The 26,027-nt window shown below is 68.8% G+C and carries 25 protein-coding genes and 1 tRNA gene; 16 read left to right on the top strand and 10 right to left on the bottom strand.

Features of this window, described 5'->3' with window-relative positions:
- Positions 1 to 34: 34 nt before the first annotated feature.
- Both HED23_RS34800 and HED23_RS34795 read right to left on the bottom strand, forming a co-directional pair.
- Positions 35 to 1,381 carry an FtsK/SpoIIIE domain-containing protein gene (locus HED23_RS34800; RefSeq protein ID WP_203187275.1) on the bottom strand — a complete coding sequence of 449 codons (1,347 nt, stop codon included), beginning with the start codon at positions 1,379 to 1,381 and terminating at the stop codon, positions 35 to 37.
- 2 nt (positions 1,382 to 1,383) lie between these two features.
- Entirely contained in the window at positions 1,384 to 1,713 is a 330-nt protein-coding gene (locus HED23_RS34795; RefSeq protein ID WP_203187274.1) for a hypothetical protein, read from the bottom strand.
- A 159-nt stretch (positions 1,714 to 1,872) separates the two neighbouring features.
- Between HED23_RS34795 and HED23_RS34790 the strand changes: the two genes are divergently transcribed.
- From HED23_RS34790 to HED23_RS34780, 3 genes are all read left to right on the top strand, one after another.
- Positions 1,873 to 2,664 carry a GntR family transcriptional regulator gene (locus HED23_RS34790; RefSeq protein ID WP_203187273.1) on the top strand — a complete coding sequence of 264 codons (792 nt, stop codon included), beginning with the start codon at positions 1,873 to 1,875 and terminating at the stop codon, positions 2,662 to 2,664.
- Complete coding sequence (locus tag HED23_RS34785) at positions 2,664 to 3,329, top strand: YdcF family protein (RefSeq protein ID WP_203187272.1); 666 nt, start codon at positions 2,664 to 2,666, stop codon at positions 3,327 to 3,329. Before HED23_RS34790 ends, HED23_RS34785 begins: the two co-directional genes overlap by 1 nt.
- Positions 3,330 to 4,151: 822 nt before the next feature.
- Entirely contained in the window at positions 4,152 to 4,427 is a 276-nt protein-coding gene (locus HED23_RS34780; RefSeq protein WP_203187271.1) for a hypothetical protein, read from the top strand.
- 705 nt (positions 4,428 to 5,132) lie between these two features.
- On the opposite strand, the gene HED23_RS34775 is transcribed toward HED23_RS34780, so the two are convergent.
- Complete coding sequence (locus tag HED23_RS34775) at positions 5,133 to 5,492, bottom strand: DUF6344 domain-containing protein (protein ID WP_203187270.1); 360 nt, start codon at positions 5,490 to 5,492, stop codon at positions 5,133 to 5,135.
- Positions 5,493 to 5,773: 281 nt separating this feature from the next.
- On the opposite strand from HED23_RS34775, the gene HED23_RS35625 reads away from it, so the two are divergent.
- The 3 genes from HED23_RS35625 (at position 5,774) to HED23_RS34760 (ending at position 9,350) form a co-directional block, all read left to right on the top strand.
- Positions 5,774 to 5,908, top strand: coding sequence for a DLW-39 family protein (locus HED23_RS35625; RefSeq protein WP_003958712.1), 135 nt, complete (start codon positions 5,774 to 5,776; stop codon positions 5,906 to 5,908).
- Positions 5,909 to 6,078: 170 nt separating this feature from the next.
- Positions 6,079 to 8,016, top strand: a complete 1,938-nt coding sequence (locus tag HED23_RS34765; RefSeq protein WP_420803066.1) for a vWA domain-containing protein — start codon at positions 6,079 to 6,081, stop codon at positions 8,014 to 8,016.
- Complete coding sequence (locus HED23_RS34760) at positions 8,013 to 9,350, top strand: hypothetical protein (RefSeq protein WP_203187269.1); 1,338 nt, start codon at positions 8,013 to 8,015, stop codon at positions 9,348 to 9,350. The genes HED23_RS34765 and HED23_RS34760 overlap by 4 nt, the downstream gene beginning before the upstream one ends.
- A 4-nt stretch (positions 9,351 to 9,354) precedes the next feature.
- Here HED23_RS34760 and HED23_RS34755 read toward each other — a convergent pair whose 3' ends face one another.
- Both HED23_RS34755 and HED23_RS34750 read right to left on the bottom strand, forming a co-directional pair.
- Positions 9,355 to 10,857, bottom strand: coding sequence for a serine/threonine protein kinase (locus HED23_RS34755; RefSeq protein ID WP_203187268.1), 1,503 nt, complete (start codon positions 10,855 to 10,857; stop codon positions 9,355 to 9,357).
- A gap of 93 nt (positions 10,858 to 10,950) precedes the next feature.
- Complete coding sequence (locus HED23_RS34750; RefSeq protein ID WP_203187267.1) at positions 10,951 to 11,499, bottom strand: helix-turn-helix domain-containing protein; 549 nt, start codon at positions 11,497 to 11,499, stop codon at positions 10,951 to 10,953.
- Positions 11,500 to 11,669: 170 nt separating this feature from the next.
- On the opposite strand from HED23_RS34750, the gene HED23_RS34745 reads away from it, so the two are divergent.
- Positions 11,670 to 11,742 (top strand) — tRNA-Ala (locus HED23_RS34745).
- 98 nt (positions 11,743 to 11,840) lie between these two features.
- Here the strand turns inward: HED23_RS34745 and HED23_RS34740 are convergent.
- Together HED23_RS34740 and HED23_RS34735 are read right to left on the bottom strand one after the other, a co-directional pair.
- Entirely contained in the window at positions 11,841 to 12,755 is a 915-nt protein-coding gene (locus HED23_RS34740) for a serine hydrolase (RefSeq protein ID WP_238442226.1), read from the bottom strand.
- Positions 12,752 to 13,624 carry a LysR family transcriptional regulator gene (locus HED23_RS34735; RefSeq protein ID WP_203187266.1) on the bottom strand — a complete coding sequence of 291 codons (873 nt, stop codon included), beginning with the start codon at positions 13,622 to 13,624 and terminating at the stop codon, positions 12,752 to 12,754. Before HED23_RS34735 ends, HED23_RS34740 begins: the two co-directional genes overlap by 4 nt.
- 350 nt (positions 13,625 to 13,974) lie before the next feature.
- On the opposite strand from HED23_RS34735, the gene HED23_RS34730 reads away from it, so the two are divergent.
- Positions 13,975 to 15,501: a penicillin-binding transpeptidase domain-containing protein gene (locus HED23_RS34730; RefSeq protein ID WP_203187764.1), complete on the top strand. Its 1,527-nt coding sequence runs from the start codon at positions 13,975 to 13,977 to the stop codon at positions 15,499 to 15,501.
- Between the two features lie 54 nt (positions 15,502 to 15,555).
- Complete coding sequence (bla, locus tag HED23_RS34725; RefSeq protein ID WP_203187265.1) at positions 15,556 to 16,503, top strand: class A beta-lactamase; 948 nt, start codon at positions 15,556 to 15,558, stop codon at positions 16,501 to 16,503.
- Positions 16,504 to 16,784: 281 nt separating this feature from the next.
- Here the strand turns inward: bla and HED23_RS34720 are convergent, their stop codons facing one another.
- Positions 16,785 to 17,498, bottom strand: coding sequence for a DUF5324 family protein (locus HED23_RS34720; protein ID WP_203187264.1), 714 nt, complete (start codon positions 17,496 to 17,498; stop codon positions 16,785 to 16,787).
- Positions 17,499 to 17,846: 348 nt separating this feature from the next.
- Between HED23_RS34720 and HED23_RS34715 the strand changes: the two genes are divergently transcribed.
- Together HED23_RS34715 and HED23_RS34710 are read left to right on the top strand one after the other, a co-directional pair.
- Positions 17,847 to 18,374, top strand: coding sequence for a peptidylprolyl isomerase (locus HED23_RS34715; RefSeq protein WP_203187263.1), 528 nt, complete (start codon positions 17,847 to 17,849; stop codon positions 18,372 to 18,374).
- Positions 18,375 to 18,531: 157 nt separating this feature from the next.
- Positions 18,532 to 19,446 carry a rhomboid family intramembrane serine protease gene (locus HED23_RS34710; RefSeq protein ID WP_203187262.1) on the top strand — a complete coding sequence of 305 codons (915 nt, stop codon included), beginning with the start codon at positions 18,532 to 18,534 and terminating at the stop codon, positions 19,444 to 19,446.
- A gap of 242 nt (positions 19,447 to 19,688) precedes the next feature.
- Here the strand turns inward: HED23_RS34710 and crgA are convergent, their stop codons facing one another.
- Positions 19,689 to 19,943: a cell division protein CrgA gene (crgA, locus tag HED23_RS34705; RefSeq protein WP_031090433.1), complete on the bottom strand. Its 255-nt coding sequence runs from the start codon at positions 19,941 to 19,943 to the stop codon at positions 19,689 to 19,691.
- A gap of 178 nt (positions 19,944 to 20,121) precedes the next feature.
- Between crgA and HED23_RS34700 the strand changes: the two genes are divergently transcribed.
- The 5 genes from HED23_RS34700 to HED23_RS34680 all read left to right on the top strand — a co-directional run bounded on the left by HED23_RS34700 (position 20,122) and on the right by HED23_RS34680 (position 23,892).
- Positions 20,122 to 20,847, top strand: coding sequence for a DUF881 domain-containing protein (locus tag HED23_RS34700; RefSeq protein WP_203187763.1), 726 nt, complete (start codon positions 20,122 to 20,124; stop codon positions 20,845 to 20,847).
- Between the two features lie 131 nt (positions 20,848 to 20,978).
- Positions 20,979 to 21,167: a hypothetical protein gene (locus HED23_RS34695; RefSeq protein WP_203187261.1), complete on the top strand. Its 189-nt coding sequence runs from the start codon at positions 20,979 to 20,981 to the stop codon at positions 21,165 to 21,167.
- Positions 21,164 to 21,802 (top strand): aminodeoxychorismate/anthranilate synthase component II, encoded by a 639-nt coding sequence (locus tag HED23_RS34690; RefSeq protein ID WP_203187260.1) that lies wholly within the window; start codon positions 21,164 to 21,166, stop codon positions 21,800 to 21,802. Before HED23_RS34695 ends, HED23_RS34690 begins: the two co-directional genes overlap by 4 nt.
- Entirely contained in the window at positions 21,799 to 23,127 is a 1,329-nt protein-coding gene (locus HED23_RS34685; RefSeq protein WP_203187259.1) for a class E sortase, read from the top strand. The genes HED23_RS34690 and HED23_RS34685 overlap by 4 nt, the downstream gene beginning before the upstream one ends.
- 36 nt (positions 23,128 to 23,163) lie before the next feature.
- The gene (locus HED23_RS34680; protein WP_203187258.1) at positions 23,164 to 23,892 is read left to right on the top strand and encodes a class E sortase; all 729 of its coding nucleotides are present in this window, start codon (positions 23,164 to 23,166) and stop codon (positions 23,890 to 23,892) included.
- 80 nt (positions 23,893 to 23,972) lie between these two features.
- On the opposite strand, the gene pknB is transcribed toward HED23_RS34680, so the two are convergent.
- Positions 23,973 to 25,967, bottom strand: coding sequence for a Stk1 family PASTA domain-containing Ser/Thr kinase (gene pknB, locus HED23_RS34675; RefSeq protein ID WP_203187257.1), 1,995 nt, complete (start codon positions 25,965 to 25,967; stop codon positions 23,973 to 23,975).
- Between the last annotated feature and the right edge of the window lie 60 nt (positions 25,968 to 26,027).

Here is a 26,027-nt window from a genome sequence, read left to right as displayed (position 1 = left end):
CAGGGCACCTCCTTTCCGGGGGAGAAGTGCGGTGCTACGCGGTGACCGGAGCGCCCAGCGGCGAAGCCGGACCGGGTGTTGCGCGGACGACCGGGCGGAACGGGGCCAGGGCCGGGATGTCGGGGGTCAGGTGCGCGTATGCGTGGCAGAGGGCCACGGCGTCGGCGGCGCTCATTTCGGGGGTGCGGATGCGGGACCAGCCACCAGAGGCGTCCCCGGCCACGGCCACACCGGGGCGGTCCGGCGGGATCGTGGTCACGGCGAAGACCGCATCGGGGGCGATGTCGCCAAGGCCCATGTCGGCGGTCTGCTTGTCGTTGACACGGTGGACGACGCGACCGGTGAGCTGGGCACGGAGCATCGTGGCGCCCTTACCGAGTTCAGAGCCGAAGCGCTGCCCGCAGATCTCCAGATAGATTCCGACCGCACGGGCCATCTGAGCGAGGCGCACCAGGTGCATGACCATGCGGTCCCGGCGTTCCTCGTCCTTCTTCACGGCGACGAGGAAGAGTTCCGCTACCTCGTCCACCAACACCACTAACGGCACCGGCCGAGCCCTCACTGGCAGGTCCCAGAGGTCCGAGACGCCGTGGGCGCTCAGGGTGTCGAAGCGCTCCTCCATCTCCCGGACCAGGACTTCGAGCAGCTGTGAGGCTTCGTCCGGGGTGATGGCGAGGGCGGAGAGGCGGGGTGCGTATCCGCGCTGTTCAACCCCGCGCTTGCAGTCGATCCCGACCAGGCCGACCGTGAGCTTGGCGAGACCGGTGATCAGGTTGCGCTGAAACATCGACTTGCCCGACTGGTTCGCGCCCAGGGTCAGGCTGTGCGGGATCTTCTGGTAGTCGCGGACGAAGGCGGTCCCGTCCTCCCGCAGGGCCACTGGCACCACCAGTGGACCCGTGGTGGCCTTTCGGGGCAGGCGGCGCGGCATCTTCACCCGCCGCAGCACGTCATAGCCGGTCATGCGGAGTTCGACGAAGCCGGGCTTGGTCTCCACGACGTGCACGGAGTGGACGCCCCAGGCATGCCGGAGCCGTTCCGAAGCAGCTGCAACGTCGGCAGGCTCCAGACCGGCCGGGAGCCGGAGAGTGACCCGCATCCCGGTGGAGGAGCCACGGACCCGGCGAACCCTGGGAGGGACCGGCTGGACGTCGGGGCGGCGGGCCACGTTGCGGACCATGAACGCCCGCAGGCGAGACGGCTGAACCGTCAGCCCGCACACATCCATCGTCGAGCGGTACGTGGCGGCGAAGCGGACCCGGGCGACCGGCAGACCGGCCAGCGACCAGAACACGCGAGGAGCGCGCACCTTCGCATAGCCGAGCCCACCGGCAGCCGATAAGGCCCCCGCCACTTCAATCACCGTGGTCAGGTCCGACATGGTCAGGCACCCGCCGTGATGGCCACCGCGCGGAAGCTGATCCCGTGCCGGGTCTGCCCGTTGAACGTGTTCTCCCAGTCACGCGCCTTGAGCCCGATCACCGTGACCGGCGTCCCCGGCGTCAGGTTCTCCGGGACCCCCGTGCTCGGCACCGTCACCTGGTAGAGGTTGCCCTCCCCCTCGTCCGAGATCAGCAGGCCCACCGTCGCGAGCGGGGCACCGGTCTCCCGGTCCATCGCGACCTCACCGGTCTGCTTGCTCACGAGCTTCGGCGTCGGAGGCGTCGCAACGAACACGACAGCGGTCGAAACATCGATCTTGAACGACGGCATCTGATACTCCCTGGATTGATGTGGAGCAGCCCAAAGAAGGGCCCTCAGGGCTCGCTGTCCTAGGACTGCGAACTAATAAGCAAGATGATGGCCTGTAGTCCTGGGACTGTCAACAGTCCTGGGACTGTGTTTGACTTGTTCCGACGAGAGGGGTTCGGGATGGCGCCCAAGTGGCGAGAGCTGGCAGACAAGCTGGCCGAACAAATCAGGGGCGGTGTCTACGCTCCGGGCGCGCAGCTCCCGCACATCCGGACGCTGGTGGAAGCTGGCGAGGGTTCCAAGTCCACCGTCCACGCCGCCTACAAGGCTCTCGAAGCAGAAGGTCTGGTCACTTCATCCCGTGGCCATGGCACGGTCGTGCGTCAGCAAGTTCCCCTCAAGCGTCTCGGCATCGCTCGATACGACAAGGCCAAGTGGCGCGACAGTGACGAAGTGGCGTTCATTGCGGACCGTGTGGCAAGTGGGCGTACCTATCGCCGGAACGAGCAGACGCAGACTGTCAGCCGCGTAGAGGCTCCCCCCGCCGTATCGGCAGCTCACGGCCTGCCCGCAGGAGCCGAGGTGTACGCGCGGGCGCGGCTTGTGAAGGAAGGCGAGCAGCCCACCCACACCTTGACGAGCTATTACCGGCCCGAACACGTTGAGGGAACCCGCATCGTTGACCCGGCTCCCGGGCCTGCCGGCCGGGGTGGAGGGTTCCGCGTGCTCTACGACGCCGGTTACGAGATCGACCACATGAGAGAGCGGATCTTCGCTCGGGCCGCCACCCCGGACGAGTCGAGGCTTCTCCAGCTGCCGCCCGGAGAGCCAGTTGTTGAACTGCACCGGACGACGTTCACGGCTGACGGCATGGTGGTGGAGTTCGCCATCGGGGTGCACGCAGCATCGCGTTTCGCCTGGGAGTACGACTTCAAGGTGCCTGATTCCGCGAGGGACAAGGAAGGCTCGTAGTGATCTCTGCACAGGACTGGGCCGACGCTCGGCGTATTTGGGACTACCACCAGATGGGCCACGCTCTTCAGCCCTGCTCCGTTGCCATCGGGCTCGGCAGCCATGATCTGGGAGTGGCGGACACGTCGGCAGACCTGTATCAGCGGGGATTGGTGCCGCTCCTGCTTTTCACCGGAGCCACGAGCCCCACGTCCCGGGAGCGGATGCCTCGCGGGGAAGCAGTCCACTACCGGGAGCGGGCAATCGAATTGGGTGTGCCCAGCTCCGCTGTTCTTGTGGAGCCGAAGGCGCGCAACACGGGTGAGAACATCCGTTTCTCGCGGAAGGTGCTGGAGGAAGGGGGCGTCGAGGTTGCTTCTGTCCTGCTGATCAGTAAGCCGTACGAGGAGCGGCGGGCATACGCCACTGCACGCAAGCTGTGGCCCGAGGTGGAGATCGTCAGCGCTTCGACACCGATGACTCTGGACGAGTACGTGGACTCCATCGGTGACGCACGTCTGGTGATCGACATGCTTACGGGCGCGCTGCAGCGACTGATGATTTATCCGGATCAGGGATTCATGATCCGCCAGCCCGTTCCTGCCGACGTAGCCGAGGCGTATCAGCGACTCCGCCAAGCCGGTTTCACCGGCCGCCTCTTGCCGAACGATTCGCATTCTGCTTGACCGCCGCTGAGAGCTGTTACAGGTTTCTCTACCTCATCAAGGCACCCGGCTGCGCTCCGCTCCGCCGGGCGCGCTTCCCGGCTCTGGCTGCGCCCGCGCTCCTGCCTTCGGCCCGCTCGGCGCTGCCGCCGCCGACGCGCACCCGCAGTGGATAGGCCCGAGGGGCATGAGACGAGAACCAAGCCCGCGGCTTCAAGACATGCCTCCGGCGGGGGCGCTCCGGCACCGGGATGGCGATGGCGCCGTTCGCGAGTGCCGGCCGGAGCGTGGTGAGCGTCGTGGTGGCTCCCATCCCGACCACCTTCGACCCAGGCAGAGCCGAGCAGTCGCGGCCCAGGGCGTCAAGGTCGTTCGTACAGTGGCGCGCTCCACCTTGACGCCCTGAACCACGACCGCTCCACGGTGTGTGGGTCGAAGGCGGACGGGATGGGAGCCGGGGTGAGTGGTGGGTGAGGCATGTCGAACGGTTCGCCCAGTAGTCACGTGATCCTGGTCACGCGACAAAAGCTCTGCATGCGGGACATAAGGTCAGGAGACACTGGGTTTGCAGGGGGGATGGGCCTGTCAGTTGTCGTACCCGTGTGATAAGGCGCCGAGGGTCCTATGCGTTGCCGCTGGTCAGGACCTCACGCGGTAGCACAGCGGAGTCGATGCCGGCGCGGGACACCGAGGTGAACATCTACTTCAAGGTGGAGAACGACAAACTCAGTCGGCGTCACGGTTTGTCGGTGCCGTGCCATAGCGTAGGAGGACCAAACCGAAGGGCACGCCCGCCTCTTGGGGAAGATGCGTCGGGCGTGCCCTTCAAGAACCGGAGGAAACATGTTCATCCCGGATCTCGGTGGGGCGGCACTCAATGGCGCCCACCTTCTCCGTACTGTCGCACGCCGCACTGACAGCCGCAAAGAACCGCTGTTCGCAGCGGCCTTCGTTTTGGCCTGCGTCATTAACGGCGACAGCCTGACGAGCGTGCTGAGGCAGGCCACGTGGTTCATCGTGGCTCTGATCGTGCTCGTTCTCGTGCTGGTTATTAGCGATCGCTTCGCGACGACGTACACCAGCGTCTTCACGGGTGTCCAGCCCCGGACGATCGAATGACATCAACTGCTGACACCAACAGCCGCGACACCACGCGGTCGGCAACGGATGCACGAACCGGCACTGGCTGGTCGTAGTCCATGTTGATCAGGACCCCTGCGAGGGTTGAACCGACCTGATAAGGATGAGGCCACAGGTTCAAATCCTGTTAGCCCCACCAGCGAGAAGGCCCCTCACCGGAAACGGTGGGGGGCCTTCGTCGTCCCCGGCAGCCCCCGGGCCGGCCTCGGCTGCTCGACGGACCGAGCGTTCGAGCGAGTGGCTGTCCACGCTGTGTCCGGAGCTGGCTGCGTCAGGCGGCTCGGGAGAGGCGCCTGCTCGCTGGGCGTCTCGCCGGGGCACTGTGCAGAGCACATGGAATCCGTCGAGGGGTACGGGACCGCGGTTGCGGCATGCTGCGTACGGGAAGAGGCGCGGTTCGCCGTATGCGCCACCGGCGCTGACGGACGCGAGTTCCGTATAGAGATCGCCACAGGCTCCGGATGGCGTCGGGGGGCCTCCGGCTGAGCGTGGTCGGGCCGGACGACGGGCCGCCCGGCCGGTTCAGATTCTGTCGGCCCCGTGCCCCGTCGGCACGAAGGTCCGCCACCGGCAAGAAGGCACCCAGCTGACGGAGGAGCGGCTGGAGGGGGAGTGCGCGGCGCACGGAAAAGGCCCCCGCCGGTGTGAACCGGACCAGGGGCCTGGGTGGCGTTCGCGGCGCCCTCAGGGTGGCAGCGGGGCCGAGTCCCCGGCAGGCGTGGCGCTGTGGGCGGAGCGCGTGCCGTCCGTCGCGTGCACGGCGTCGGTGGTGTCGGTGGACAGTTGGCGGGTGGCCGGTGAGGAGCCGTGCGCCTCGGCGCGGATGCGCTGCTTCATCGTGGGTGGCAGCGCCCTGTCACGCGGAAGGGTCCATCGCACCGACGGGGTGCTCGCGGTTGCCGGTGCCGCACCCGTGTGCTCGTGGTTCGTGGCCGTCGGCTCGGCGGCCGCGGTCTGGGCGGTGGCGAGGCCCAGCGTCGCGAGAAGCGCGAAGAAGGCGGTGATGAAGGCGGTCCAGATGCTCTTGACCCTGAGAGTGCTCATGGCCCCTCGCTTTCAGGTGGTCCGGTTTGCTTACCTTTCCGATGATGTGGATCCGGCCCCTGGAAACCGGGACCGACGCCCCCGGTGCGCCGATCTTCCGATGAACACCACTCGTATGGTTCAACCGGCTCGGAACGGCTGCTCGGGAAGGTGCTGAGGGCCTCGAGAGGGGTCCTGGGCGGGTGGCGGCCGGGTTCCGGGGAGGTCACCGATCGGTATCGGCCGGTGTGTATAGTCGGGCGGCAGAAGTCCCTTACGTCAAGGAAAGACGAGGTCGCGCGGTGAAGAAGCTTCTCCTGGTCGCACTGGCCGCCATCGGCGGGCTCCTCGTGTACCGCCAGATCCAGGCGGATCGCGCCGAGCAGGATCTGTGGACGGAGGCGACCGACTCCGTGCCCGCAGGTTCAGGTGTGTGAGACGGAACAGTCTGCTACAAGCCCCGGTCGCCGAGCGGCCGGGGCTTTCTGCTGTCCGGATCCCGCTGTTGCGGGACCGTGACAGCCGCACCCCTTGAGTTCACCCAAGCAAATCGCTAGCTTGCATGAGCAAAGCGTTCGTGAGGTACGGGTGACCGAGGGGGAATTCGGTGAGTGCACGGACGAGGGCATGGGCACGCCGCCGTAGGGCGGCGGCGATCCTGGCCGGCGGAGCGTTGTTCGCCCTGGTGGCGGGGATCCTGCCCGCCGTGGCCCAGGTCCCGGGGGCTGCGCGGGACGTCCCGGGCGGTGGCAGCCTCGTCATGGTGCTCGACTCCTCGGGGTCCATGGCGGATGACGACGGCACGGGCCGGACCCGGATGGAGAGCGCGCGGACGGCCGTGGGGAGGGTGGTCGACGCACTGCCCGAGGGCCATCCGGTCGGCCTGCGGGTGTACGGGGCCGACCGGCCCCAGGGCTGTACGGACACCCGGCTCGTACGCCCGGTGAGCACGCTCGACCGGGCGGCGATGAAGAAGGCGGTGGCGGGGGTGCGGCCCCGGGGGGACACCCCGGTCGGTCTGTCCCTCCAGAAGGCCGCGGACGACCTCCCCGCTCCCCCGGACGGATCCATCGGGACCAGAACGGTCCTTCTGATCTCGGACGGCGAGGACAACTGCGGTACGCCGCAGCCCTGCGAGGTCGCCGAGCGGCTCGGCAGGGAGGGCGCGGGGCTCCGGATCGACACGGTGGGCTTCCAGGTCCAGGGTGCGGCCCGGGAGCAGCTGGAGTGCATCGCGGAGGCGGGGAACGGGCGTTACTACGACGCACCGGACGCGGACGCGCTTGCCAGACAGTTGCAGAGGTCGGCGCAACTCTCCGCCGTCGGCTACCGGTTGGAGGGACGGCGGATCGAGGGAGCGGCCACGGCGGCCAAGGCTCCCTCCATGGCTCCCGGCCAGTATCTGGACACCATCGGAGCAGGTGAGAAGCGGTACTACGCCGTGGGCCTCGACGCGGTCTCCACGGCGGACTTCGCGGCCACCGCGGTGCCGCAGCCCGGCGCGGCCGTCGACAGCCTCGACGGTCTGAGCACAGCTCTGGCGTACGGCGACGGCGACTCCACCTGTGAAACGGACACCCAGCGTTTCCTCCAGCAGGAGGGCGCGACTCCACTGACCTCCGCGGTTGCCCGGATCCGGTCCGAGGACGGCCACCGCAGCTGCGACGGGCCGGGCCGCTACTGGCTGGTGGTGGAGCGGCAGAGCAAGACGGGTTCCGACAGAGCCCGTTGGCCCCTGGAGCTGGTGTTCGGAGTGGAGGCTCCACTGGGCGACGGGGTCACCCCCGCGCAGTCCCGTCCGGAATACGGGAAAGGCGGCGAGCAGGCCGCGCTGCCGACAGGGGACCCGCGTGACGTGCGCGGCGGCACAGGCTTCAACGACGCCACGGAGCTCGGCAGCGGCGTGTGGAGGGACCGGATCCTGCCGTCGCAGACCCTCTGGTACAAGGTTCCGGCCGGCTGGGGCCAGCAGGTGCGCTACGACGTCGAGTTCGCCAACGAGCCCACGGTGGGGAGCGGCTCCGCCACCGTCTCGTACGGCGGAACACAACTGTTCACTCCGGCGCGTTTCCCCGTCGGCAGCGGATCCGGATTCCGCTCGACGGTGATGTACAGCGGGAAGCCCGCAGCTCTGCGGATGGGATCCGTCCCGGTCGCGTGGACCAACCGCTACGAGACCCGTACCGCGGTCCGGCCGGTGCACGCCGGGGGCGACTTCTACGTCGCGGTGACGCTCGGGGCGGACACGGCGGAGATCGCCGAGAATCCGCGCATCGGTGTCGTGCTCCGGCTGGCGGTGCTCGGCGACGAGCTGGCCGGCCCGCAGCACGGAGCTCCCGCGCTGACGGAGAAGCCCGGCGGTGCCAGGACGGGCAATGGCGGCAATACGCCGGGGGCCGCAGACAGCAGTGGTACGGGCGGGGCAGGATGGACCGGCATCGCGGCCGCTGCCGGAGCGGTCGCCGTGATCGCTCTCGCCGCCGGGTTCCTGCTCGCACGCAGCCGGCGCAGGGCAGGCACGCAGAAGACGAGGGGAAGCGCGTGAACAGGCAGCGCAACAGGGGCCGGGTGACGCTGGCGACGATCGCGGCGGTGTTCGCGGTGGCGGCGCTGCCGGGGCAGGCGCACGCGGCCGACGGCCCCGCGGCGTACACGTTCGATCCCGCGGCGGTATCGGTCCGGGGCGCTGAGACGAACGCCGACGCGGCGGAGCTGAAGCCCGGGTCCGTCTACAAGAGCTCCGTCAAGCACGGTCAGAAGCTCTATTACCGCCTGGAGCTCGACGACAGGACCGATGCGTACGTCTCAGCCGTGGCCGTGCCGAAAGCGGGCGGCAAGGTCGCCTACGGGGACGGCATCACGATCAGCATCAGGGACCTCGACGACAACCGGTGCAGTTCCGAGGACGTCGTCTTCGAGGCGGCGGAGTTTCCGCGTCCCATTGCCGCGTACGCCCACCGGACCGTGGACAAGGACAGCACCACCTGTGAGGCGGGTGGTACCTACAACGTCCTGATCGAGCGGCAGAGCAAGGCGACTTCGTCCCCCGACGCCTGGGACCTGGAGCTGCGCTACGAGAACGAGCCGGCACCGAAGGACAAGGGTTCGATGCCGACCGAGGCGCCGAAGGACTGGACCTCCGCCTCGCCGGTGCCGCCCGCCGGCAAACAGAAGCGGTCCGGGGGCAGCAGCTTCCACGATGCCACCGGCCTCGAGTCCGGCGAATGGGTGGACGGCATCGCACCCGGGCAGACCCGCTTCTACCGGGTGCCCGTGGACTGGGGCCAGCAGATCTTCGCCACGGCCGCTCTGAGCAACAGCAGCAAGTCGACGGAGTACCTCGGCAACGCGCTGGCGCTGGCGCTGCACAACCCGGCACTCGGCCATGTCGACAACGCGACGCTCGCGTACTCCGGGGCGCCCAACTCGGTCTCCCTGGACCCGCTGCCGCCGGTGGCGTACGAGAACCGCTACACCTCGGCGGCGGACGTCAGCGCCATGCGCTTCGCGGGCTGGTACTACCTGTCGGTGACGCTCTCGCCCGCCGCCGCCGAGCACTACGGCGACGAGGCCATCGGGCTGACGCTCAAGGTGAAGGTGGTCAACGACAGCAAGTCCTCGCCCTACCGGGGGGACGTCGGAATCTTCGGAGTCACCGACGAGGACCGGGACATGGCCAAGAGCGGCCTGGGCGCGGACGCGGCCGGCCGGAGCGGCACGATGAAGACGGTGGCCGCGGCGGGCATCGGCACGGGCTCCGTCCTGGTGCTGGGGCTCGGGGCATGGACGCTGCTGGCCAGGCGCCGGACGCCGCCCGCCGCTGTGCCGCCGGGTGCGGGCGGGCAGCCGCCGCCCGGCGGTCCGCCGCAGGCCTGGTGAGGACTCAGGCGGCGGGGATCTGGGTGAGTGCCCAGATCCCCACGGCGAAGCAGATCAGTGCCACTACCAGCACCGGGACCGCCACCTTCGGGGGCGGTCCCGGCCGTCTGGCGGAGGACGGCCGAGGCGCGGGTACCGCGGCGTTCCCGGGAGTGGAAGGGTGCTGTGCGGTGTAGGCACGGGTGGGCGGGGTCCCGTACGGTACAGCGGCCGTGGCGGCCCCGGCGGGGCCCGAAGCGGCGTCGGCGGCGTAGGGGGACGCCATAGGAGCCGGAAGCGGGGTGGACGGCGTCCGGGGCTGTGCCTGGTGCGGTAGGGGCGGGTTCTGCGGGGGCGGCGCGAGGTGGAAGCTGCCCGTCTCCGACATCGACGGGGGCGGTACGTACGGGGGCTGTCCCGACGCGTTCTGCGGCGGGGTGTACGGCTGTTGTCCCGACGCGTTCTGCGGTGGCGTGTAGGGCTGTCGTGCCGGTGCGTCCTGCGGTGACGCGTACGGCCGTTGACCGAGGTTCTGCGGCGCGTACGGCTCATGAGACGGCTGAGGCGCGGGCGCGGTGCTGCCGACGGCCTGTGCGGGCTTCTGCGGCCCTTCGGCCGGTGTTCCGGGGGCGCCGGAGTGACCGGGGCGCTCGGGACCGTCCGGGCCGAATCCTGCGGGCAGAGGGCCGATCTGGTCGAACACCTCCACCGGATCGTCGTCCGGACCGGCATCCGGCAGCATCTCGACCGCTGCCGTCAGCGCCTTGCGCGCACCTGTGGCCGTACGGAAACGGGCGTGCGGATCAGGCTGCAGCAGGCCGGCGAGGACCTGCCACAAGGGTTCCGGCACCCCCTGGGGTGCGCCGGGGGTGCCGTGCGCGGCGAAGTACTCGATCAGCGCCTTGGAGTCGGGCTTCTTCCCCTGGAGCAGATAGAGCGCCACGAGTCCGACGGCGAAAAGGTCCGCCGGGAAGTCGGGCTCCGCTCCCATCATCTGCTCCGGTGCGAAATAACCGGGTGTTCCCACCACGTAGTTGGTCTCCGTCAGCCGCGGCTCGCCCTTGCGCATCGAGATGCCGAAGTCGGAGAGCCGCAGATGCGGCCGGCCCGTGCCGGTGGCCTCCATCAAGATGTTGGCCGGTTTGATGTCACGGTGCACGACCCCCTCGGCGTGCACCGTGGACAGCCCGGAGAGCAGCTGATCGAGCAGGAGGCAGACGAAGCGCGGCGGCAGCGGGCCGTAGTCGCCGATGACGTGGGCCAGCGAACCGCCGCTGACCAGATCCATGGTGAACAGGACCTTGTCGTCGTCGGCGGCCCAGCTGGCCGGGGCGAGGACGTGCGGATGCTCGATCCGCAGCGCCTGCTCACGGACGAAGCGCAGCAGCGTGTGCGCGTCGCTCTGCTGAAGGACCTTGGCCGCCACGTACCGGCGGCGCCGGTGGTCCCACGCGCGCCAGACGGCGCCGACCCCTCCACGTCCGATCGGATCGATCAGCTCGTACCGACCAGCGAAGACCTCACCCATTGCGCTGCGCCCGCTCCCGTTCCCGTTCGGTTCGTGCCCCGGCTGCCGGGATACTGCCACGGCTCCGCCGCCCGGGGGACCCGGTGATCGTTCCTAGCTCTGGTGGCCTTCGTAGTGCGCGACCGCCTCCGCGGTGCGCCCCGCTCCGTACACCCTGAGGAACTCTGCCAGTTCGGGGTGGGCCGGGGCGAGGGAGTCGGCCGCATCGATGATGTCGCCGGCCGCCGCGACCGACCGAAGCAGCGACTGGATCTCGCGGACCACACGCCGCACGGTGGGTGCGCCACCGGTGGTGGAGGTCTGGCCGGTGCTGGTCAGAACCGAGCCTCCCTGAGACTTCTTGATCTCTTCCATCCGGTCGGTGGCCTCTCCCGCGCTGACGCTGCCGTCCGCCACCTGGCTGGCGAGCTCCTGAAGTGCCTGGACCCGCTGGACGACCGCGGGATTGCCGATCTTGGCCCGCTGCCCGCTCATCAGCTGGGACAGCATCGGGGCGGACAGCCCGAGCACGGCCGCGAGGCGTGCCTGGTTGAGGCCCAGGTCGTCGATCAGCCTGCGGAAGAGCGCCCCCAGCGGCTCTCCGTACCAGCTGCGCTGGAGCTCCCGGGCTCTAGCCGTGGCCTCTTGCTGCGCTGCGTCCATTGCGTCTCCCCTTCGCTGCGGCTTCGCTGCTGCGAACCTCGTCGTGCATCTTACGGAGAGCCGTTGCGGGCCGGGAGTCCCAATCCTTTTGCAGGATTCGGGGGGTCACCCGGTACTCTGTTCTGCGACGGACGTCGTGGCATGAATGTGTCCCGTGGTGTCCGATTTTCGGGGCCTTAGCTCAGTTGGTAGAGCGCTGCCTTTGCAAGGCAGATGTCAGGAGTTCGAATCTCCTAGGCTCCACTTCCGACGCCCTCCGACCCGCAGAACGCGGGCCGGAGGGCGTTTTTTCGTCTCGATGTCCTGCATCCTCGCGCCCATGGCCTGCGGGTCCTCGGGTGTCACGTGCCCTGACGTCCCCGCAGGTCCTCCACGGCGACCCGGGCCGCACTGCCGATCACCGCGTCGGCGCGCGGCAGCCTGGCGTCGGACCGGGCGGCCTGGGTGAAGACCACGGCGGTGTAGGTGCTGCCGTCGGCGAGTTCGACGACGCCCGCCTCGTGGCGCATGGCCCCGAAACTGCCGGTCTTCCCGTAGACGGTGACATCGTCGTAGGGGAATCCGGAGGCGAGCCTGTGCGTCCACGGCTGCCTGCGCATCACGTCGCGCATGAAGGCGCAGCGCTCGTCGGACGCGGCCTGTCCGGTCCAGATCGCGCGCAGAAGCCGTGCCATGTCCGCAGGGGTGGTGGAGGCCTTGAACGCCGGGTCGTACACACCGGAGGGCACCACGGTGTCGTTGTCCGCCACGTGCGCCAGGGCGGCGTCCAGGGAGGGAGCGCCCGTTTCGGCGACCAGTCGGCTGAACGTGGTGACGACTCCCCCGTGGATGTGTGTGTCCGGCATTCCCAGGTCCCTGCACATGGCGTCGACCACGTCTGCGCCGACCACCCGGAGTACGGCGTCGGCCGAGGTGTTGTCGGAGATCGTCATCATCAGCACCACCATGTCGTGCAGCGAGAGGGTGACCGGGTCGCGCAGGATCGAGATGCCGGTCGGGCCGGGCACGCGCTCATCGGGGTGCAGCGTCAGCCTGCGGCTCGGGTCGATCAGCCCCGCGTCCGCGAGGCGGCAGAAGGCCACCATCAGGGGCACCTTGTAGACCGACCCCATGGGCAGCCGCTCGCCGGCATCGATGGTCACCCGGGCCGACGGGCGGTGCAGTTCCGCCACGTGCAGCCAGCCCCGGACCCCGGCGTCGTCGAACATGGCCCGGATGACGCGCTCCGCACTGCGGCCGCTCCTCTGCCCGCTCACTTCTCCACCATCAGGGTCAGGGCGTCCTCGATCAGTCGCGCCGTCTCAGCGGTCTCCTTCGAACCCGGACGCCGCGGGTCCCAGGCCACCCGAAGGCGCAGAGGGAGCGGCGGGTCCGTCGGCGTCCGCCGCTCGACCTCCGTCGCCGTCAACGTGGCATCTGCCGTGACCATCACTGCCTGACCCGCCGCTACCAGGGCGAGTCCGGAGCGTTCATCGGGAACCACCACGGTTTCCACCCGGCGGCCCCGGCTGGCCAGAGTGTCGATGAAGAGGTCGTGGGCCGCGGGCGCCTCGGCACGTGGCCTCACGGCGACGGGCAGACGCGACGTGAGGGCGTCACCGGCGTCACCGTGCCCGGCGGGGGAGAGGATCCAGGTCGGCAGCAGGATCACCCGACCTGCGGCAAGACCGTGCAGCACGGATGGATGGCGGATCACGGCGATGTCGAGCCGGCCGGCCACGACATCCTTGAGGAGCGCGGCGGTCGACGCCGTCACGACGCCGATCCGCGTGTGTTCACCGGCCCGGACCGGAGAAGCCGCCACGTCGGCTGCGAAATTCGTCGGGACCTCGGGGGCGAGCCCGAGCCGCAGGCGTCTGCCGTCCGCTTTTTCGCGGGCGCCGGTCTCGCGAAGCTCCGCGAGTGCGGCCAGTGCTCTACGGGCGTGCGGAAGGAGCAGAATCCCCTCCTCGGTGAGAGAGACCCCCCTCTCACGGTCGAACAGGCGGACCCCGAGCAGGGCTTCCAACCGGCGCAGGCCCTGAGACAGAGGCGGCTGGGTGATGCCGACCCGTTGAGCAGCGGTTCCGAAATGCTCTTCCTCCGCCAGCGCGATGAAGATTTCCAGATGCCGTTCCGTCAGCACTCGCCCTCCTGAAGTGCAGCGATACAGCCTGCGAATCAGCGTGATGCCGAGAGCATATTCGACATACGGGGAGAGAGCGGGCTTGACTCCCGACGGGGGTGGGCAGCCGGACGGCTTCCTTCTTGAAGCCGTCGCAGGCCGTCGCCGAGTGCGGGCACCCCTGAGACGCCGGGGACCGCTTCCGGCGAACTGAACAGGCCGACCGGGAACGGGAGAACACTGTGAGACGTACCGACAGCCGGAACAGCCCCATCTCACCGCGGAGGCGATCGCGCCGCGTGCGGCGACCGCTCGGCATCGTCGTCTCCCTCCTCCTGCTCGCGGGAGGGGGATACGCCGCCTTCGGTCTCATGGGCGGCGATAAGCAGGAAGAGGATCCGGCAGTGGCGTCGGCCCGCGAGCCCTTGACGGCATTTCTTGCCGCGTGGGCAGGACACGACGCGGTGAAGGCGGCGAGCTACACCGACACACCTGACGGGGCGGCGTCGCTGCTCACGTCCGTACTGACCAACCTCAAGCCGTCCAGAACCACCATCGACGGAGGCGAGGGCCGGAGGGAAGCTGACGGGAAGGCGCGCTTCCCGTTCACCGTGGCCATGGAAGTACCAGGTGCGGGCGCCGTCACCTGGACCTCTCACGCGCAGGTGAGCGACGCCTCGGGAACGTGGAAGGTCGAGTTCACTTCGCCGATGATCCATCCGGAGCTGTCCTCCGGGCAGACGCTCGCGCTCAAGAGCGTTGGCAACCGGGCGCAGGTGCTCGACGCCGAGGGGGACCCGCTCCGCGCGGAAAGTCTTGTCGGATCCGTCGATCCGGTCAGCGGCAAGGGCGCATCGGGCCTGGAGGCTCGCTACGACGCCGTCCTGTCCGGGGGCAGGAAGTCGGTCAAGTCCCTGGTGGTCGCGGACCGGCAGAGCGGTCGCGCCGTCAAGGAACTCAGCGAGGAGGCACCGGCCGAAGGCCGTCCGGTGCACACCACCATCGACCCCCGAGTCCAGAAAGCGGCAGCTGATGCTCTGACCGGGTCCGACGCTCACGCGGCCGTCGTCGCCGTTGATCCACGTAACGGCCACATTCTTGCCGCTGCCAACCGACCCGGCGGGTTCAACCGCGCGCTCGAAGGTCGCTATCCGCCCGGCTCCGTCTTCAAGGTCGTCACCGCAGCGGCGCTTCTGGAGGGAGGCATGAAGGCGGAAAGCCCTGCCCCCTGCCCGAAGTTCGCTCGGGTCGACGGGCAGCGTTTCGAGAACCAGAAGCAATTCGAGCTGCCGGCCGGCTCGACCTTCGCCGACGCCTTCACCCAGTCCTGCAACACCTACTTCGTCAACGCCCGCGACCGGCTCTCCGACACCGATCTGCGCGACACAGCCCAGGCCTTCGGTATCGGAGGCAGGTGGGACGTGGGCACGACCACGTATGACGGCAGCGTCCCCGTGACGACGAGCGACAACGACAAGGCCGCCGCCACCATCGGCCAGGCACGGATCCAGGCGTCCCCGCTCGTGATGGCGTCCGTGGCGGCCACCGTCAAGACCGGAAGATTCAGCCAGCCGGTTCTGGTGCCGGACGCGGTGAAGGAGACGTACCGGGCTCCGGCAGAACTGGACGCCGGTGTCGCCCGCGAACTCCGCGAACTGATGCGTGCCACGGTGACCTCCGGTTCCGCCCACGCGCTCAAGGGCCTGTCCGGCCGGCCTCACGCGAAGACCGGAACCGCCGAGTTCGGCAGCGGCACACCGCCTCGCACCCATGCCTGGATGATCGGGTACCAGGGTGACCTCGACCTCGCCTGGGCGGTTCTCCTCGAAGACGGCGGTTCCGGCGGCGCCGACGCCGGGCCGGTCGCCGCGCGGTTCCTGCGCAACCTGGCCCGCTGAGCCGCGATCCGCCGGGTCGAAACGAAGACCCCAGAAGGGAAGAGCCCACACCTCATGAGCACCCGAATCCCTGTCCCCCGCCGTGCAGCGTTGTTGAAGCTGGCGGGGATCGCGGCCCTGTCCCTCCCCGGGTGCACCACCTCCCCGGCTTCATCCGGACCGCCACTGTCTGCTTCCACACCCTCCGGTTCCTCGCCTGCCGGGCCCCGTACCGAGCGCGCGTTCGCGGAGCTGGAGCGGAAGTACGACGCCAGGCTCGGCGTCTACGCGCTCGACACCGGCAGTGGCCTGACCGTCACCCACCGGCCCGACGAACGCTTCGCCTATGCCTCCACCTGTAAGGCACTGCTCGCCGGCGCTGTGTTGGACAAGAACTCACTCCGCGGCTTGAACCGGCTCGTGCGTTACAGCCGTGACGACCTCATCAGCAACTCGCCGATCACCGAGCGGCATGTCGCCACCGGAATGTCCCTGCGCGAACTGTGTGATGCCGCCGTCCGCTACAGCGACAACGCCGCGGCCAACCTTCTTTTCCGTGAACTCGGTGGCCCTCGAGGGCTTCAGAGCGCCCTGCGCGGGCTCGGTGACGATGTCACCCGCTGCGACCGCTATGAGGTGGCGCTCAGCGACGCCGTACCCGGCGACCTCCGCGACACCAGTACGCCCCGTGCCCTCGTCGACGACCTGCGCGCATACGTTCTCGGCAGCACGCTTCCTGCGGACAAGCGCGCCGTGCTGACCGACTGGCTCAAGCGCAACACCACCGGCGACCACACCATTCGCGCGGGCACCCCTGACGGCTGGCAGGTCGGAGACAAGACCGGTACCGGCGGCTACGGGACCCGCAACGACATCGCCATCGTCTGGCCGCCCGGCGCCGCTCCGATCGCCCTTGCCGTTCTTTCCCGCCGTGACATCAAGGACGCCGAACGCGATGACGCACTACTGGCCCGCGCTGCCGAAGTCGTCTTCGGCGCATTGTCCGAGTCACACGCACGGTAGGACGGCTGCTGTGCCACGGTCTCTGTGATCGGGCGTGCTCCGGTTTCACGTGAAACAGTCCGCCGTCCCGTTCTGTGTTCAACGCCGTCGCCTCGTCCCTGGGCCTGACGCCGTCGCCTCGTCCCCTGGGCCTGACGCCGTCGCCCTGTTCCTGCGTCTCACGTGGAACACCTGCTGCTGTGTTTCACGTGGAACAGAGAGAAAGGGCGCCGGAGAGACCGTGAGGTCCTCCGGCGCCCCTTTTCGGCCTTCCCGGACGCGCCGGACCGGCAGTGGGCTCCTCAGGTGCGGCCGTCGTCCGCCTGGCCTGATTCCCCTTCGGCCTCGTCCTGCTTGGCCCGGACTTCCGGGTCGAGGTCGGTCCGGCCGCTGCCGTCGACCGAGGACAGCGGGGCGCGGTCGTCGCCGACCTCGGTGGGGGCCGGTGGCTCGACCAACCAGTCCGGGTTGGCCTGCTTGTCCCACCACTTCCAGGCGGCGCAGGCTCCACCTGCCAGGATGCCCAGCACCAGGAGGCCCTTGGCCGCCCGGCCCGCCTTGGCCCGCCGTTCGTGCTTCCTGACGAGCTTCTGGATCTCCTTGGCCGTCACCTGGCCACGGAGCGCTGCCAGGGCAGCCGTGCTACGGGCGGTGGCCTCCTCGGCCATGGGCCGACTCGCCGCCACGGCGTACTCGACACGTGGCACGGTGTAGTCCGCTGCGGTCCGGGCGGCGGTGCGCGTCCGGGTGGCCGCCCGGTGTGCGGCCTCATCGACCTTGGGCGGCACATGGGTAAGCGCTTGTTCGATACGCGGTGCGAGGTGTGCGCCGTACTGGACGCGGGCCTGCGCGGCTGCCTTCGACACCTTGGGCGCGAGCCGTGCGCGAGCCTCCTGCGCGTAGTGCGCGGCCTGTTCCTTGGCCGTGTCGGCGTAAGGCGCCACCACTTCCGCGGCGTGCTGCGCGCTGTCCTTCGCCGAGTAGGTTGCGGCGCGCACGCTGTCGATGCGGGTCACGGGATCCTCCTCCTTGGTGGCGGGTAGGTACTCCGCCTATCCACCCAATTCGAAATCATGCCCGCCGAGGCCTCGAGCGCCATGTGGGACGGGCATCCGGGTCACGAACGTCATTCTCGGGCAATGCGGTGCAAGGGGGGCGTGTCGCCGACAATGCCACGGTTCGTGTCGGTGCGCTCCGTGCCGTCGGGCACCTGGCCGCATTCGTCCCGCAGGAAGTGTGGGAAAGGTGCAGGAAAGCGGGCAACAAGGTGAGTGCCGTTCTTCCCGGCACCGTGACCGCGCTGCGCGGGGGGTGCCACATGCAAGGATCGGTGGTCATCAGCGAAGACTTACGGAAGGCAGACCGTGGCCGAGCAGCTTTACGCCACCTTGAAGACGAACCAGGGCGACATCGGCATCCGGCTTCTGCCGAACCACGCGCCCAAGACGGTCAGGAACTTCGTCGAGCTCGCCAAGGGTGAGCGGGAGTGGACCAACCCGGAGACGGGCAGGAAGTCCACCGAGAGGCTGTACGACGGCACTGTCTTCCACCGTGTCATCGGCGGTTTCATGATCCAGGGAGGTGACCCCCTGGGTAACGGCACGGGCGGCCCCGGATACGAGTTCGGTGACGAGTTCCACCCCGACCTCGCGTTCAACAAGCCGTACCTGCTGGCGATGGCCAACGCCGGCCCGGGCACCAACGGTTCACAGTTCTTCGTGACCGTGTCGCCCACCGCCTGGCTGACCGGCAAGCACACGATCTTCGGCGAGGTCGCCGACGAGGCCGGCAAGAGGGTCGTGGACGCCATCGCCGCGGCTCCGACCAACCCGCGCACCGACCGTCCGCTCCAGGACGTGGTCATCGAGTCGGTCGTCATCGAGACCCGCTGACCTGGGGAGGGCGGGCTTTCGGGCCGCTGACCTGACGGGCCGCCGCTCCTGTGGGGGAACCAACCGCCCTGCTCGTCCGTACTGCTACATAACGGGCGAGTGGGGCGGGCGCACGTGTGCCCGCCCTTGCGGAAGAGGACCGAAGGGGCCGTGACCGATGGACCAGCAGCCGCCGCAAGAGCAGAACGGGTCCACGGCCGCGAGCGGCCCCCCCACCTGTTACCGGCATCCGGGCAGGGAGACGGGAATCCGTTGCACACGGTGCGAGCGGCCCATCTGTACGGACTGCATGGTCGAGGCTTCGGTGGGCTTCCACTGCCCGGAATGCGTCCGCGACGGCTCAGGCACGGGCCACCACCGTGCCGCGAACCGGCCGCGGACCCTGGCGGGTGGAAGCGTCGCCGCCGACCCCAGACTGGTCACCAAGATCCTTCTCGGCATCAATCTGGCCGTTTTCTTCGCGGTCCTGATCGCCAAGCAGTCCGGGTACCCGCTGGTCGATGATCTGCTGCTGTTCGGCCGTGCCTACTCGGGCGATCCGTCGCAAGGCCTCGAAGGCGTGGCGGAGGGGCAGTGGTACCGCCTGGTGACGTCGATGTTCCTGCACCAGGAGGTGTGGCACATCGCTTTCAACATGCTGGGGCTGTGGTGGCTCGGCGGGCCTCTGGAAGCCGCGTTGGGTCGCGCCCGCTATCTCGCGCTCTACCTGCTCTCGGGGCTCGCGGGCAGCGCCCTCACCTATTGGATCGCCGACCCCGCACAGGGCTCGCTCGGCGCCTCGGGCGCCGTCTTCGGTCTGCTGGGCGCCACGGCCGTGCTGATGCGTCGGATGAACTACGACATGCGACCTGTGATCGCGCTTCTCGTGGTGAACCTGATCTTCACCTTCAACCCGTGGGGCGCGATCGCGTGGCAGGCGCATGTAGGTGGCCTGGTCGCCGGTGCGCTGATCGCGATCGCCATGGTCCACGCGCCGCGCGAGCGCCGGAACGCCGTGCAGTACGGCGTCTGCGGGCTTGTCCTCCTGGCGGTCGTGGTGACTGTCCTCGTCAGGACCGCAGCGCTCACCTGAGCGGAATCTGTGGTTCCAGAGTGCGGTTGTCCACAGAGGGTGCCCGATCTTGTGCATGACGTGGGGAACAGGTGTGCCCCCTGTCGCTGAACTGGGTTTTACCAGCCAGGACAAGGGGCGGACCGTCTCGCGATGCGTAAGTGTGTAGTCACACCGGCGTCAACAGCGAGGTAAGTTATCCACAGATCGTCTGACCTTTTCCCCCACCTGTGGATAACTCTGTGGGTAACTTCAGGGCAGAGCTACTTCCACTGTGTGGAGACCCCGAAGCCGCCGGCGATGAAACCGAAGCCCACCACGATGTTCCAGTTGCCGAGAGCGTCGATCGGCAGGTCGCCCTCGGTGACGTAGAAGACCACGATCCAGGCCAGACCGATCAGGAAGAGCGCCAGCATCACCGGCGCCACCCAGCTGCGGTTCGTCAGCTTTATGCTCGTCGACTGCTTCGCCGGCGGAGGCGTGAAGTCTGCCTTCTTGCGGATACGTGACTTCGGCACGAGGGACTCTCCTGTCGATGCGCTGCGTGACCGCGCAGGGATCTGTGGCTGGCGCCGGGGCGCGAGGGGGAATGCTGCCTCCCCGGGGCGTCCGTTAGCGTAGTGCTTCCGTGGCCCCTAAGGAGATAAGGGTACGTTGAGCAATTCTGCCGACTCCCCTCGAGGCCCGGCCCGGCGCATGTCCCGCTGGCCGGTCCAGGGTCTCACCGCTGCCGTTTTCGCCCTTGCCGGACTGATCTTCGTCACCAGTGCCAACACGGCCAAGGGGACCGATATCCGGACCGACTCCTCGCTGCTGAAGCTCTCCGACCTCATTCAGCAGCGCAGCGAGAAGAACGCGGAGCTGGACGGATCGACCGCTTCGGTGCGCGCGGACATCGACACCCTCGCCCGACGCGACGACGGGAGCACCCGCGCCGAGGACGCCGAGCTCGACGCCCTGGAGAAGGCCGCCGGGACCACGGAAGTCACGGGCGAGGCGCTTTCCGTCACGTTGAACGACGCGCCGCCGAACGCCACAGCCAACCCCGGGTACCCGGAGCCGCAGCCGAACGACCTGGTCATCCACCAGCAGGACCTGCAGGCCGTCGTCAACGCCCTATGGGAGGGCGGGGCCCGTGGGATCCAGGTGATGGACCAGCGGCTGATCTCCACCAGTGCGGTGCGCTGCGTCGGGAACACGCTGATCCTTCAGGGGCGGGTCTACTCGCCGCCCTACAAGGTCACCGCCGTCGGTGACCGGGGGAAGCTCAGGCAGGCGCTCACCGACTCCGCGGCGATCCAGAACTACCAGCTGTACGTCAAGGCGTACGGACTGGGCTGGAAGGTCGAAGAGGATGACAAGCTGACGCTTCCCGGCTATTCGGGCACCGTCGATCTCCATTACGCACAGCCTGTGGAGTAGCCCGGGACGGTGGGGCGCCCATGAGGCCTCGGCGGGACTGTGACGGACGCCCAAGGGACTGCTTTCCACAGCTGACCCACGCCTGTGCCCCGGCCGTTTAGTCTGGTGCCGTACCGAATGGAGGCAACAGCATGTACGGCTGGATCTGGCGGCACCTGCCGGGCAACGCATGGGTGCGGGGCTTCATCTCGCTCGTGCTCGCCCTGGCCGTTGTCTACGCGCTCTTCCAGTACGTCTTCCCGTGGGCGGAGCCGCTGCTCCCGTTCGGCGATGTGACGGTGGACGGCGAAAGCACCAGCGGAGCGGGGTCCGGTCAGTGAGCGCGCGCATTCTCGTCGTCGACAACTACGACAGCTTCGTCTTCAACCTCGTCCAGTACCTCTACCAACTCGGTGCGGAGTGCGAGGTCGTGCGCAACGACGAGGTGACCACGGCGCACGCCGACGACGGCTTCGACGGGGTCCTCCTGTCGCCCGGGCCGGGCACACCCGAGCAGGCGGGTGTCTGCATCGAGATGGTGCACCACTGTGCGCGAAGCGGAGTCCCGGTCTTCGGCGTCTGCCTGGGCATGCAGTCGATGGCCGTCGCGTACGGCGGTGTGGTGGACCGGGCACCGGAACTGCTGCACGGCAAGACCTCTCCGGTGCTGCACGAGGGCAAGGGCGTGTTCGCCGGCCTGCCGTCCCCGTTCACCGCGACGCGCTACCACTCGCTCGCCGCCGAGCCGGCGACGGTACCGCCGGAGCTCGAGGTCACCGCGCGGACAGCCGACGGCATCATCATGGGCCTCCGCCACCGCGAACAGGCCGTGGAGGGCGTGCAGTTCCACCCCGAATCCGTGCTCACGGAGCACGGTCACCTGATGCTGGCCAACTGGCTCGAGCAGTGTGGTGACGAGGGCGCCGTCGCGAGATCTACGGGGCTCGCCCCGGTGGTGGGCAAGGCCGCCGCGTGACCTCACTCCGCCCCCACGCCGGGCAGGAAGGCCCGTACGCGCAGGGAGCGTACGAGCCCGACGGCACGTTCGAGGCGGCGGTGGAGCAACTCGAGGATCCGCTGAACGACCCGTTGCCGGGGCAGCACACCTCACCCTGGTTCCGGGCGGAGACCGACGCTGCCGACGGCGTGGCCCCGCAGGCGGCCCCGACGGGGGCTCAGGAGCCCGAGGGGACCCCGGGCGAGTGGTACGACCCGGAGGGGTATCAGAGAGACTGGTACGGCCGCCAGGGGCCGGAAGCAGCCCCTGTGGCCGGCACCGCCCAGGGAACGACGGTGATACCCGGTCCGGCGATGCCTGAGCCGGCGCCGGCAGCACCTGCCCCGGCCCCCGTGCAGTCGGTCGCCGACGTCCGGCCCGTCCGGAGCGACGAGACCGTCGCCCTGAGGACGGCCGATACACGGGGCGCGTCCCAGCAGGGAGCCCCCGAGGCCTCGGGGGCCACCTCCGAACCGCCGCCGCCGACGGGTGGCCGGGCCGAGCGCAGGCGGGCGGCTCGGGGGCGCGGAGGACGGCGGGGCGAACCGCGGGGTGCCGCGAAAGCCGGTGCGGCCGAGCCTGCGGTCCCGATGTCGAGGCTGGAGGCCCGGCGCGCGGCCCGTGCCGCCAAGGACAGCCCCGCCGTCGTTGCCAGCCGGGTCGTCGGGGAGGTGTTCATCACCTTCGGTGTGCTGATGCTGCTGTTCGTCACCTACCAGCTCTGGTGGACCAACATCCGCGCCGACCAGATCGCCGGCCGTGAGGCGAGCAGGATCCAGGACGACTGGGCGAACGGCGAGCGCAGTCCGGGTGCCTTCGAACCCGGTCAGGGATTCGCCATCATGCACATCCCCAAGCTCGACGTCGTCGCGCCGATCGCCGAGGGCATCGACAAGGAGAAGGTCCTCGACCGCGGCATGATCGGTCACTACGGCGAGGGCAAGCTGAAGACCGCGATGCCTTCGGCGAAGCAGGGGAACTTCGCCGTGGCCGGGCACCGGAACACCCACGGTGAGCCCTTCCGCTACATCAACAGGCTGAAGCCGGGCGATCCGATCGTGATCGAGACGCAGGACGCCTACTACACGTACGAGATGGCCAGCATCCTTCCGCAGACGTCGCCGTCCAACGTGGCCGTGATCGACGAAGTCCCCCCGGGCTCGGGGTTCACCGGCCCGGGCAGGTACATCACGCTGACGACCTGCACCCCGGAATTCACGAGTACGTACCGAATGATCGTGTGGGGCAAAATGGTCGACGAACGGCCGCGCAGCAAGGGGAAGCCCGACGCGCTCGTCGGCTGACGCGGGCTGGACGACATCACGACAGGGACGGGTGCGGTGGCAGCGAGGACCGATCACGAAGAGCGCACCGACCAGCCTGAGGCCCCGGTGCGGCGCACGAGCCGCAATCGCGTCGCGACGGTGGTGAGCCTTTTCGGCGAACTGCTGATCACCGCCGGGCTGGTGCTGGGCCTGTTCGTCGTCTATTCGCTGTGGTGGACCAATGTGCTCGCCGACCGCGAGGCGGACAAGCAGGGCAATACCGTCCGCGACCGCTGGGCGGGCGGCCCGGGGGCGCTGGACACCAGGGACGGCATCGGCTTCCTCCACGTTCCCGCCATGAAGAACGGCGAGGTGCTGGTCAAGAAGGGCACCGACACCGAGGCGCTCAACGACGGCATCGCCGGCTACTACACGGACCCCGTGAAGTCGGCCCTCCCCTCGGACGCGCAGGGCAACTTCGCCCTCGCCGCGCACCGGGACGGGCACGGTGCCAAGTTCCACAACATCGACAAGGTGAAGAAGGGCGACGCCGTCGTCTTCGAGACCAAGGACACCTGGTACGTCTACAAGGTCTACGCGGAGCTGCCGGAGACGTCCAAGTTCAACGTGGACGCGATCGCCCCGGTGCCCAAGGAGTCGGGTGTGACGAAGGCGGGCCGCTACATCACTCTGACCACGTGTACGCCCGTCTACACGTCGAAGTACCGCTACATCGTGTGGGGCGAGCTCGTGCGGACCGAGAAGGTGGACAGGGACCGCACGAAGCCGACGGAGCTGCGGTAGTCACAGGAGCCGACACGAAGGGCCCCGGTCACCTTGGAGGTGACCGGGGCCCTTCGTCGGTTCGTGCGGTGCTGCGCGGGTCAGTCCTCCTGGCCGGACCTTCCACCGAAGATGTTGCCGTCCGTGCCGCCGACGGTGGTGAGGGTGACCGTCTGGCCCTTGGGCACCTGTGCGTTGGGCCCCGGGTCCGCGTTCATCACCAGGGCGTTCGGCTTGTCCGACGAGTTGGGCGCGAGTGCGACCACGAGACCCAGACCTTCGAGCGCGGCCTTCGCGTCCTGGTACCTCTTGCCGACGATGTCACCGGGGACCGTGACCTGCTCCGGCTGGGCCGGGCCCTTGGAGACCTTCAGGACGATCTGGACGTCCTTCGCCTGCTTGCTGTTCGGCTCCGGGGTCTGTTCGACCACAATGCCGGCGGGCTGGCCCGAATCCACTTCGGTGCTGGAGACGTTGGCGAAGCCGACGCCCTTCAGCTGGGCTTCGGCATCCGTGAACGACCTGCCGACCACTCCCGGGACCACCTGGGTCGCCTCCTTGGCCACCGTGATCGTGACCTCGGAGTCCTTCTCGACCTTCGTGCCGCCCTCGGGATCCTGCTTGGTGACGGTGCCCGGGGTCGCCTCGGACTCCACGGCCTCGACCTTCACCGTGAAGCCCTCGTCCTCCAGCTTCTTGCGGGCGCTGTCCTCGGACTTCTCCAGGACGTCCGGAACCTCGACCTTGGGGGCGCCGGTGGAGACGACGACCGTCACGGTCTCGCCCACAGCCATCTGGGCGTCCCCCTCCGCAGACGGTGTCTGGCTGCAGATCTTGTCCTTCTCCTGGCCCTCGCAGGGCTCCTTGGAGCCGACCTTCAGGATGACCTCGGCGTTCTCCGCGAGCGTTTGTGCGTTCTCGACCGTCGAGCCGATCATGTTCGGCACATCGACCTTGCCGCCGCCGGCGTCCTCGGAAGAGCTGAAGATGTAGCGGCCGATCAGGATCGCGCCGATGAGCACCAGAATGCCGGCGACGACAAGAAGGATCGTCGAGGTGTTGCTCTTCTTCTGGCGCCGACGGCCCGGGCGGTCGTCGTAGCCGTAGCCGCCGTCATCCGGATTGACCGGGGGCAGCATGGACGTCTGGGCGCCATTCGGGTCCGTCGCCCGCAGGGCGGTCGTGGGCTGGTCGTGGCCGTAGGCGTCGTACCCGCCGTAGCCCGCGGCGCCCATGGCAGCGGTGGCCGCGACCGGCTGGCCGTCGAGGCAGGCCTCGATGTCGGCCCGCATCTCGTCGGCCGACTGGTACCGGTAGTCGGGGTCCTTGGTCAGCGCCTTCAGGACGATGGCGTCCATCTCGGGCGTGATCTCGGGGTCGAAGTTGCTCGGAGGCTGCGGCTCCTCGCGCACGTGCTGGTACGCGACGGCGACGGGTGAGTCACCGACGAACGGCGGCCGGACCGCGAGCAGCTCGTAGAGCAGGCAGCCGGTGGAGTACAGGTCGGAGCGCGCGTCGACCTGCTCGCCCTTGGCCTGCTCCGGGGAGAGGTACTGGGCGGTGCCGATGACCGCGGCGGTCTGGGTCATCGTCATACCGGAGTCACCCATGGCGCGGGCGATACCGAAGTCCATGACCTTGACCTGGCCGGTGCGCGTCAGCATGACGTTCGCCGGCTTGATGTCGCGGTGGACGATCTGGGCGCGGTGCGAGTACTCCAGTGCCTGGAGGATCCCGACCGTCATCTCGAGGGTCCGCTCCGGCAGCAGCTTGCGGCCCGAGTGCAGGAGCTCTCTCAGCGTCGACCCGTCGACGTACTCCATCACGATGTACGGGATGGAGACTCCGTCGACGTAGTCCTCGCCGGTGTCGTAGACGGCGACGATCGCGGGGTGGTTGAGCGAGGCGGCCGACTGGGCCTCACGGCGGAACCGTGCCTGGAAGGACGGATCGCGGGCCAGGTCGGCCCGCAGCGTCTTCACAGCTACGGTGCGACCGAGCCGGGTGTCGTGCGCGAGGTAGACCTCGGCCATGCCACCACGGCCGAGCACCGAGCCCAGCTCGTACCGGCCGCCGAGGCGACGCGGCTCTTCCATAACTGATCCAGCCCTCTCCGTCAGTCCCGACCGCACCCGTGTGTGGTCCGGCGGTGCGCT

Source organism: Streptomyces pratensis, from assembly GCF_016804005.1.
Classification (GTDB): domain Bacteria; phylum Actinomycetota; class Actinomycetes; order Streptomycetales; family Streptomycetaceae; genus Streptomyces; species Streptomyces pratensis_A.
Note: the sequence above shows the minus strand (reverse complement) of the source record. Positions and strands in the feature narration are given on the sequence as shown.

What these genes read in the sequence shown, in the direction of transcription:
- HED23_RS34800 (WP_203187275.1), bottom strand. Translation starts at nt 1,381, where the DNA reads ATGTCGGACCTGACCACGGTGATTGAAGTGGCGGGGGCCTTATCGGCT.
- HED23_RS34795 (WP_203187274.1), bottom strand. Translation starts at nt 1,713, where the DNA reads ATGCCGTCGTTCAAGATCGATGTTTCGACCGCTGTCGTGTTCGTTGCG.
- HED23_RS34790 (WP_203187273.1), top strand. Translation starts at nt 1,873, where the DNA reads ATGGCGCCCAAGTGGCGAGAGCTGGCAGACAAGCTGGCCGAACAAATC.
- HED23_RS34780 (WP_203187271.1), top strand. Translation starts at nt 4,152, where the DNA reads ATGTTCATCCCGGATCTCGGTGGGGCGGCACTCAATGGCGCCCACCTT.
- HED23_RS34775 (WP_203187270.1), bottom strand. Translation starts at nt 5,492, where the DNA reads ATGAGCACTCTCAGGGTCAAGAGCATCTGGACCGCCTTCATCACCGCC.
- HED23_RS34755 (WP_203187268.1), bottom strand. Translation starts at nt 10,857, where the DNA reads ATGGGTGAGGTCTTCGCTGGTCGGTACGAGCTGATCGATCCGATCGGA.
- HED23_RS34750 (WP_203187267.1), bottom strand. Translation starts at nt 11,499, where the DNA reads ATGGACGCAGCGCAGCAAGAGGCCACGGCTAGAGCCCGGGAGCTCCAG.
- HED23_RS34730 (WP_203187764.1), top strand. Translation starts at nt 13,975, where the DNA reads ATGGGCGGCGATAAGCAGGAAGAGGATCCGGCAGTGGCGTCGGCCCGC.
- bla (WP_203187265.1), top strand. Translation starts at nt 15,556, where the DNA reads ATGAGCACCCGAATCCCTGTCCCCCGCCGTGCAGCGTTGTTGAAGCTG.
- HED23_RS34710 (WP_203187262.1), top strand. Translation starts at nt 18,532, where the DNA reads ATGGACCAGCAGCCGCCGCAAGAGCAGAACGGGTCCACGGCCGCGAGC.
- HED23_RS34700 (WP_203187763.1), top strand. Translation starts at nt 20,122, where the DNA reads ATGTCCCGCTGGCCGGTCCAGGGTCTCACCGCTGCCGTTTTCGCCCTT.
- HED23_RS34695 (WP_203187261.1), top strand. Translation starts at nt 20,979, where the DNA reads ATGTACGGCTGGATCTGGCGGCACCTGCCGGGCAACGCATGGGTGCGG.
- pknB (WP_203187257.1), bottom strand. Translation starts at nt 25,967, where the DNA reads ATGGAAGAGCCGCGTCGCCTCGGCGGCCGGTACGAGCTGGGCTCGGTG.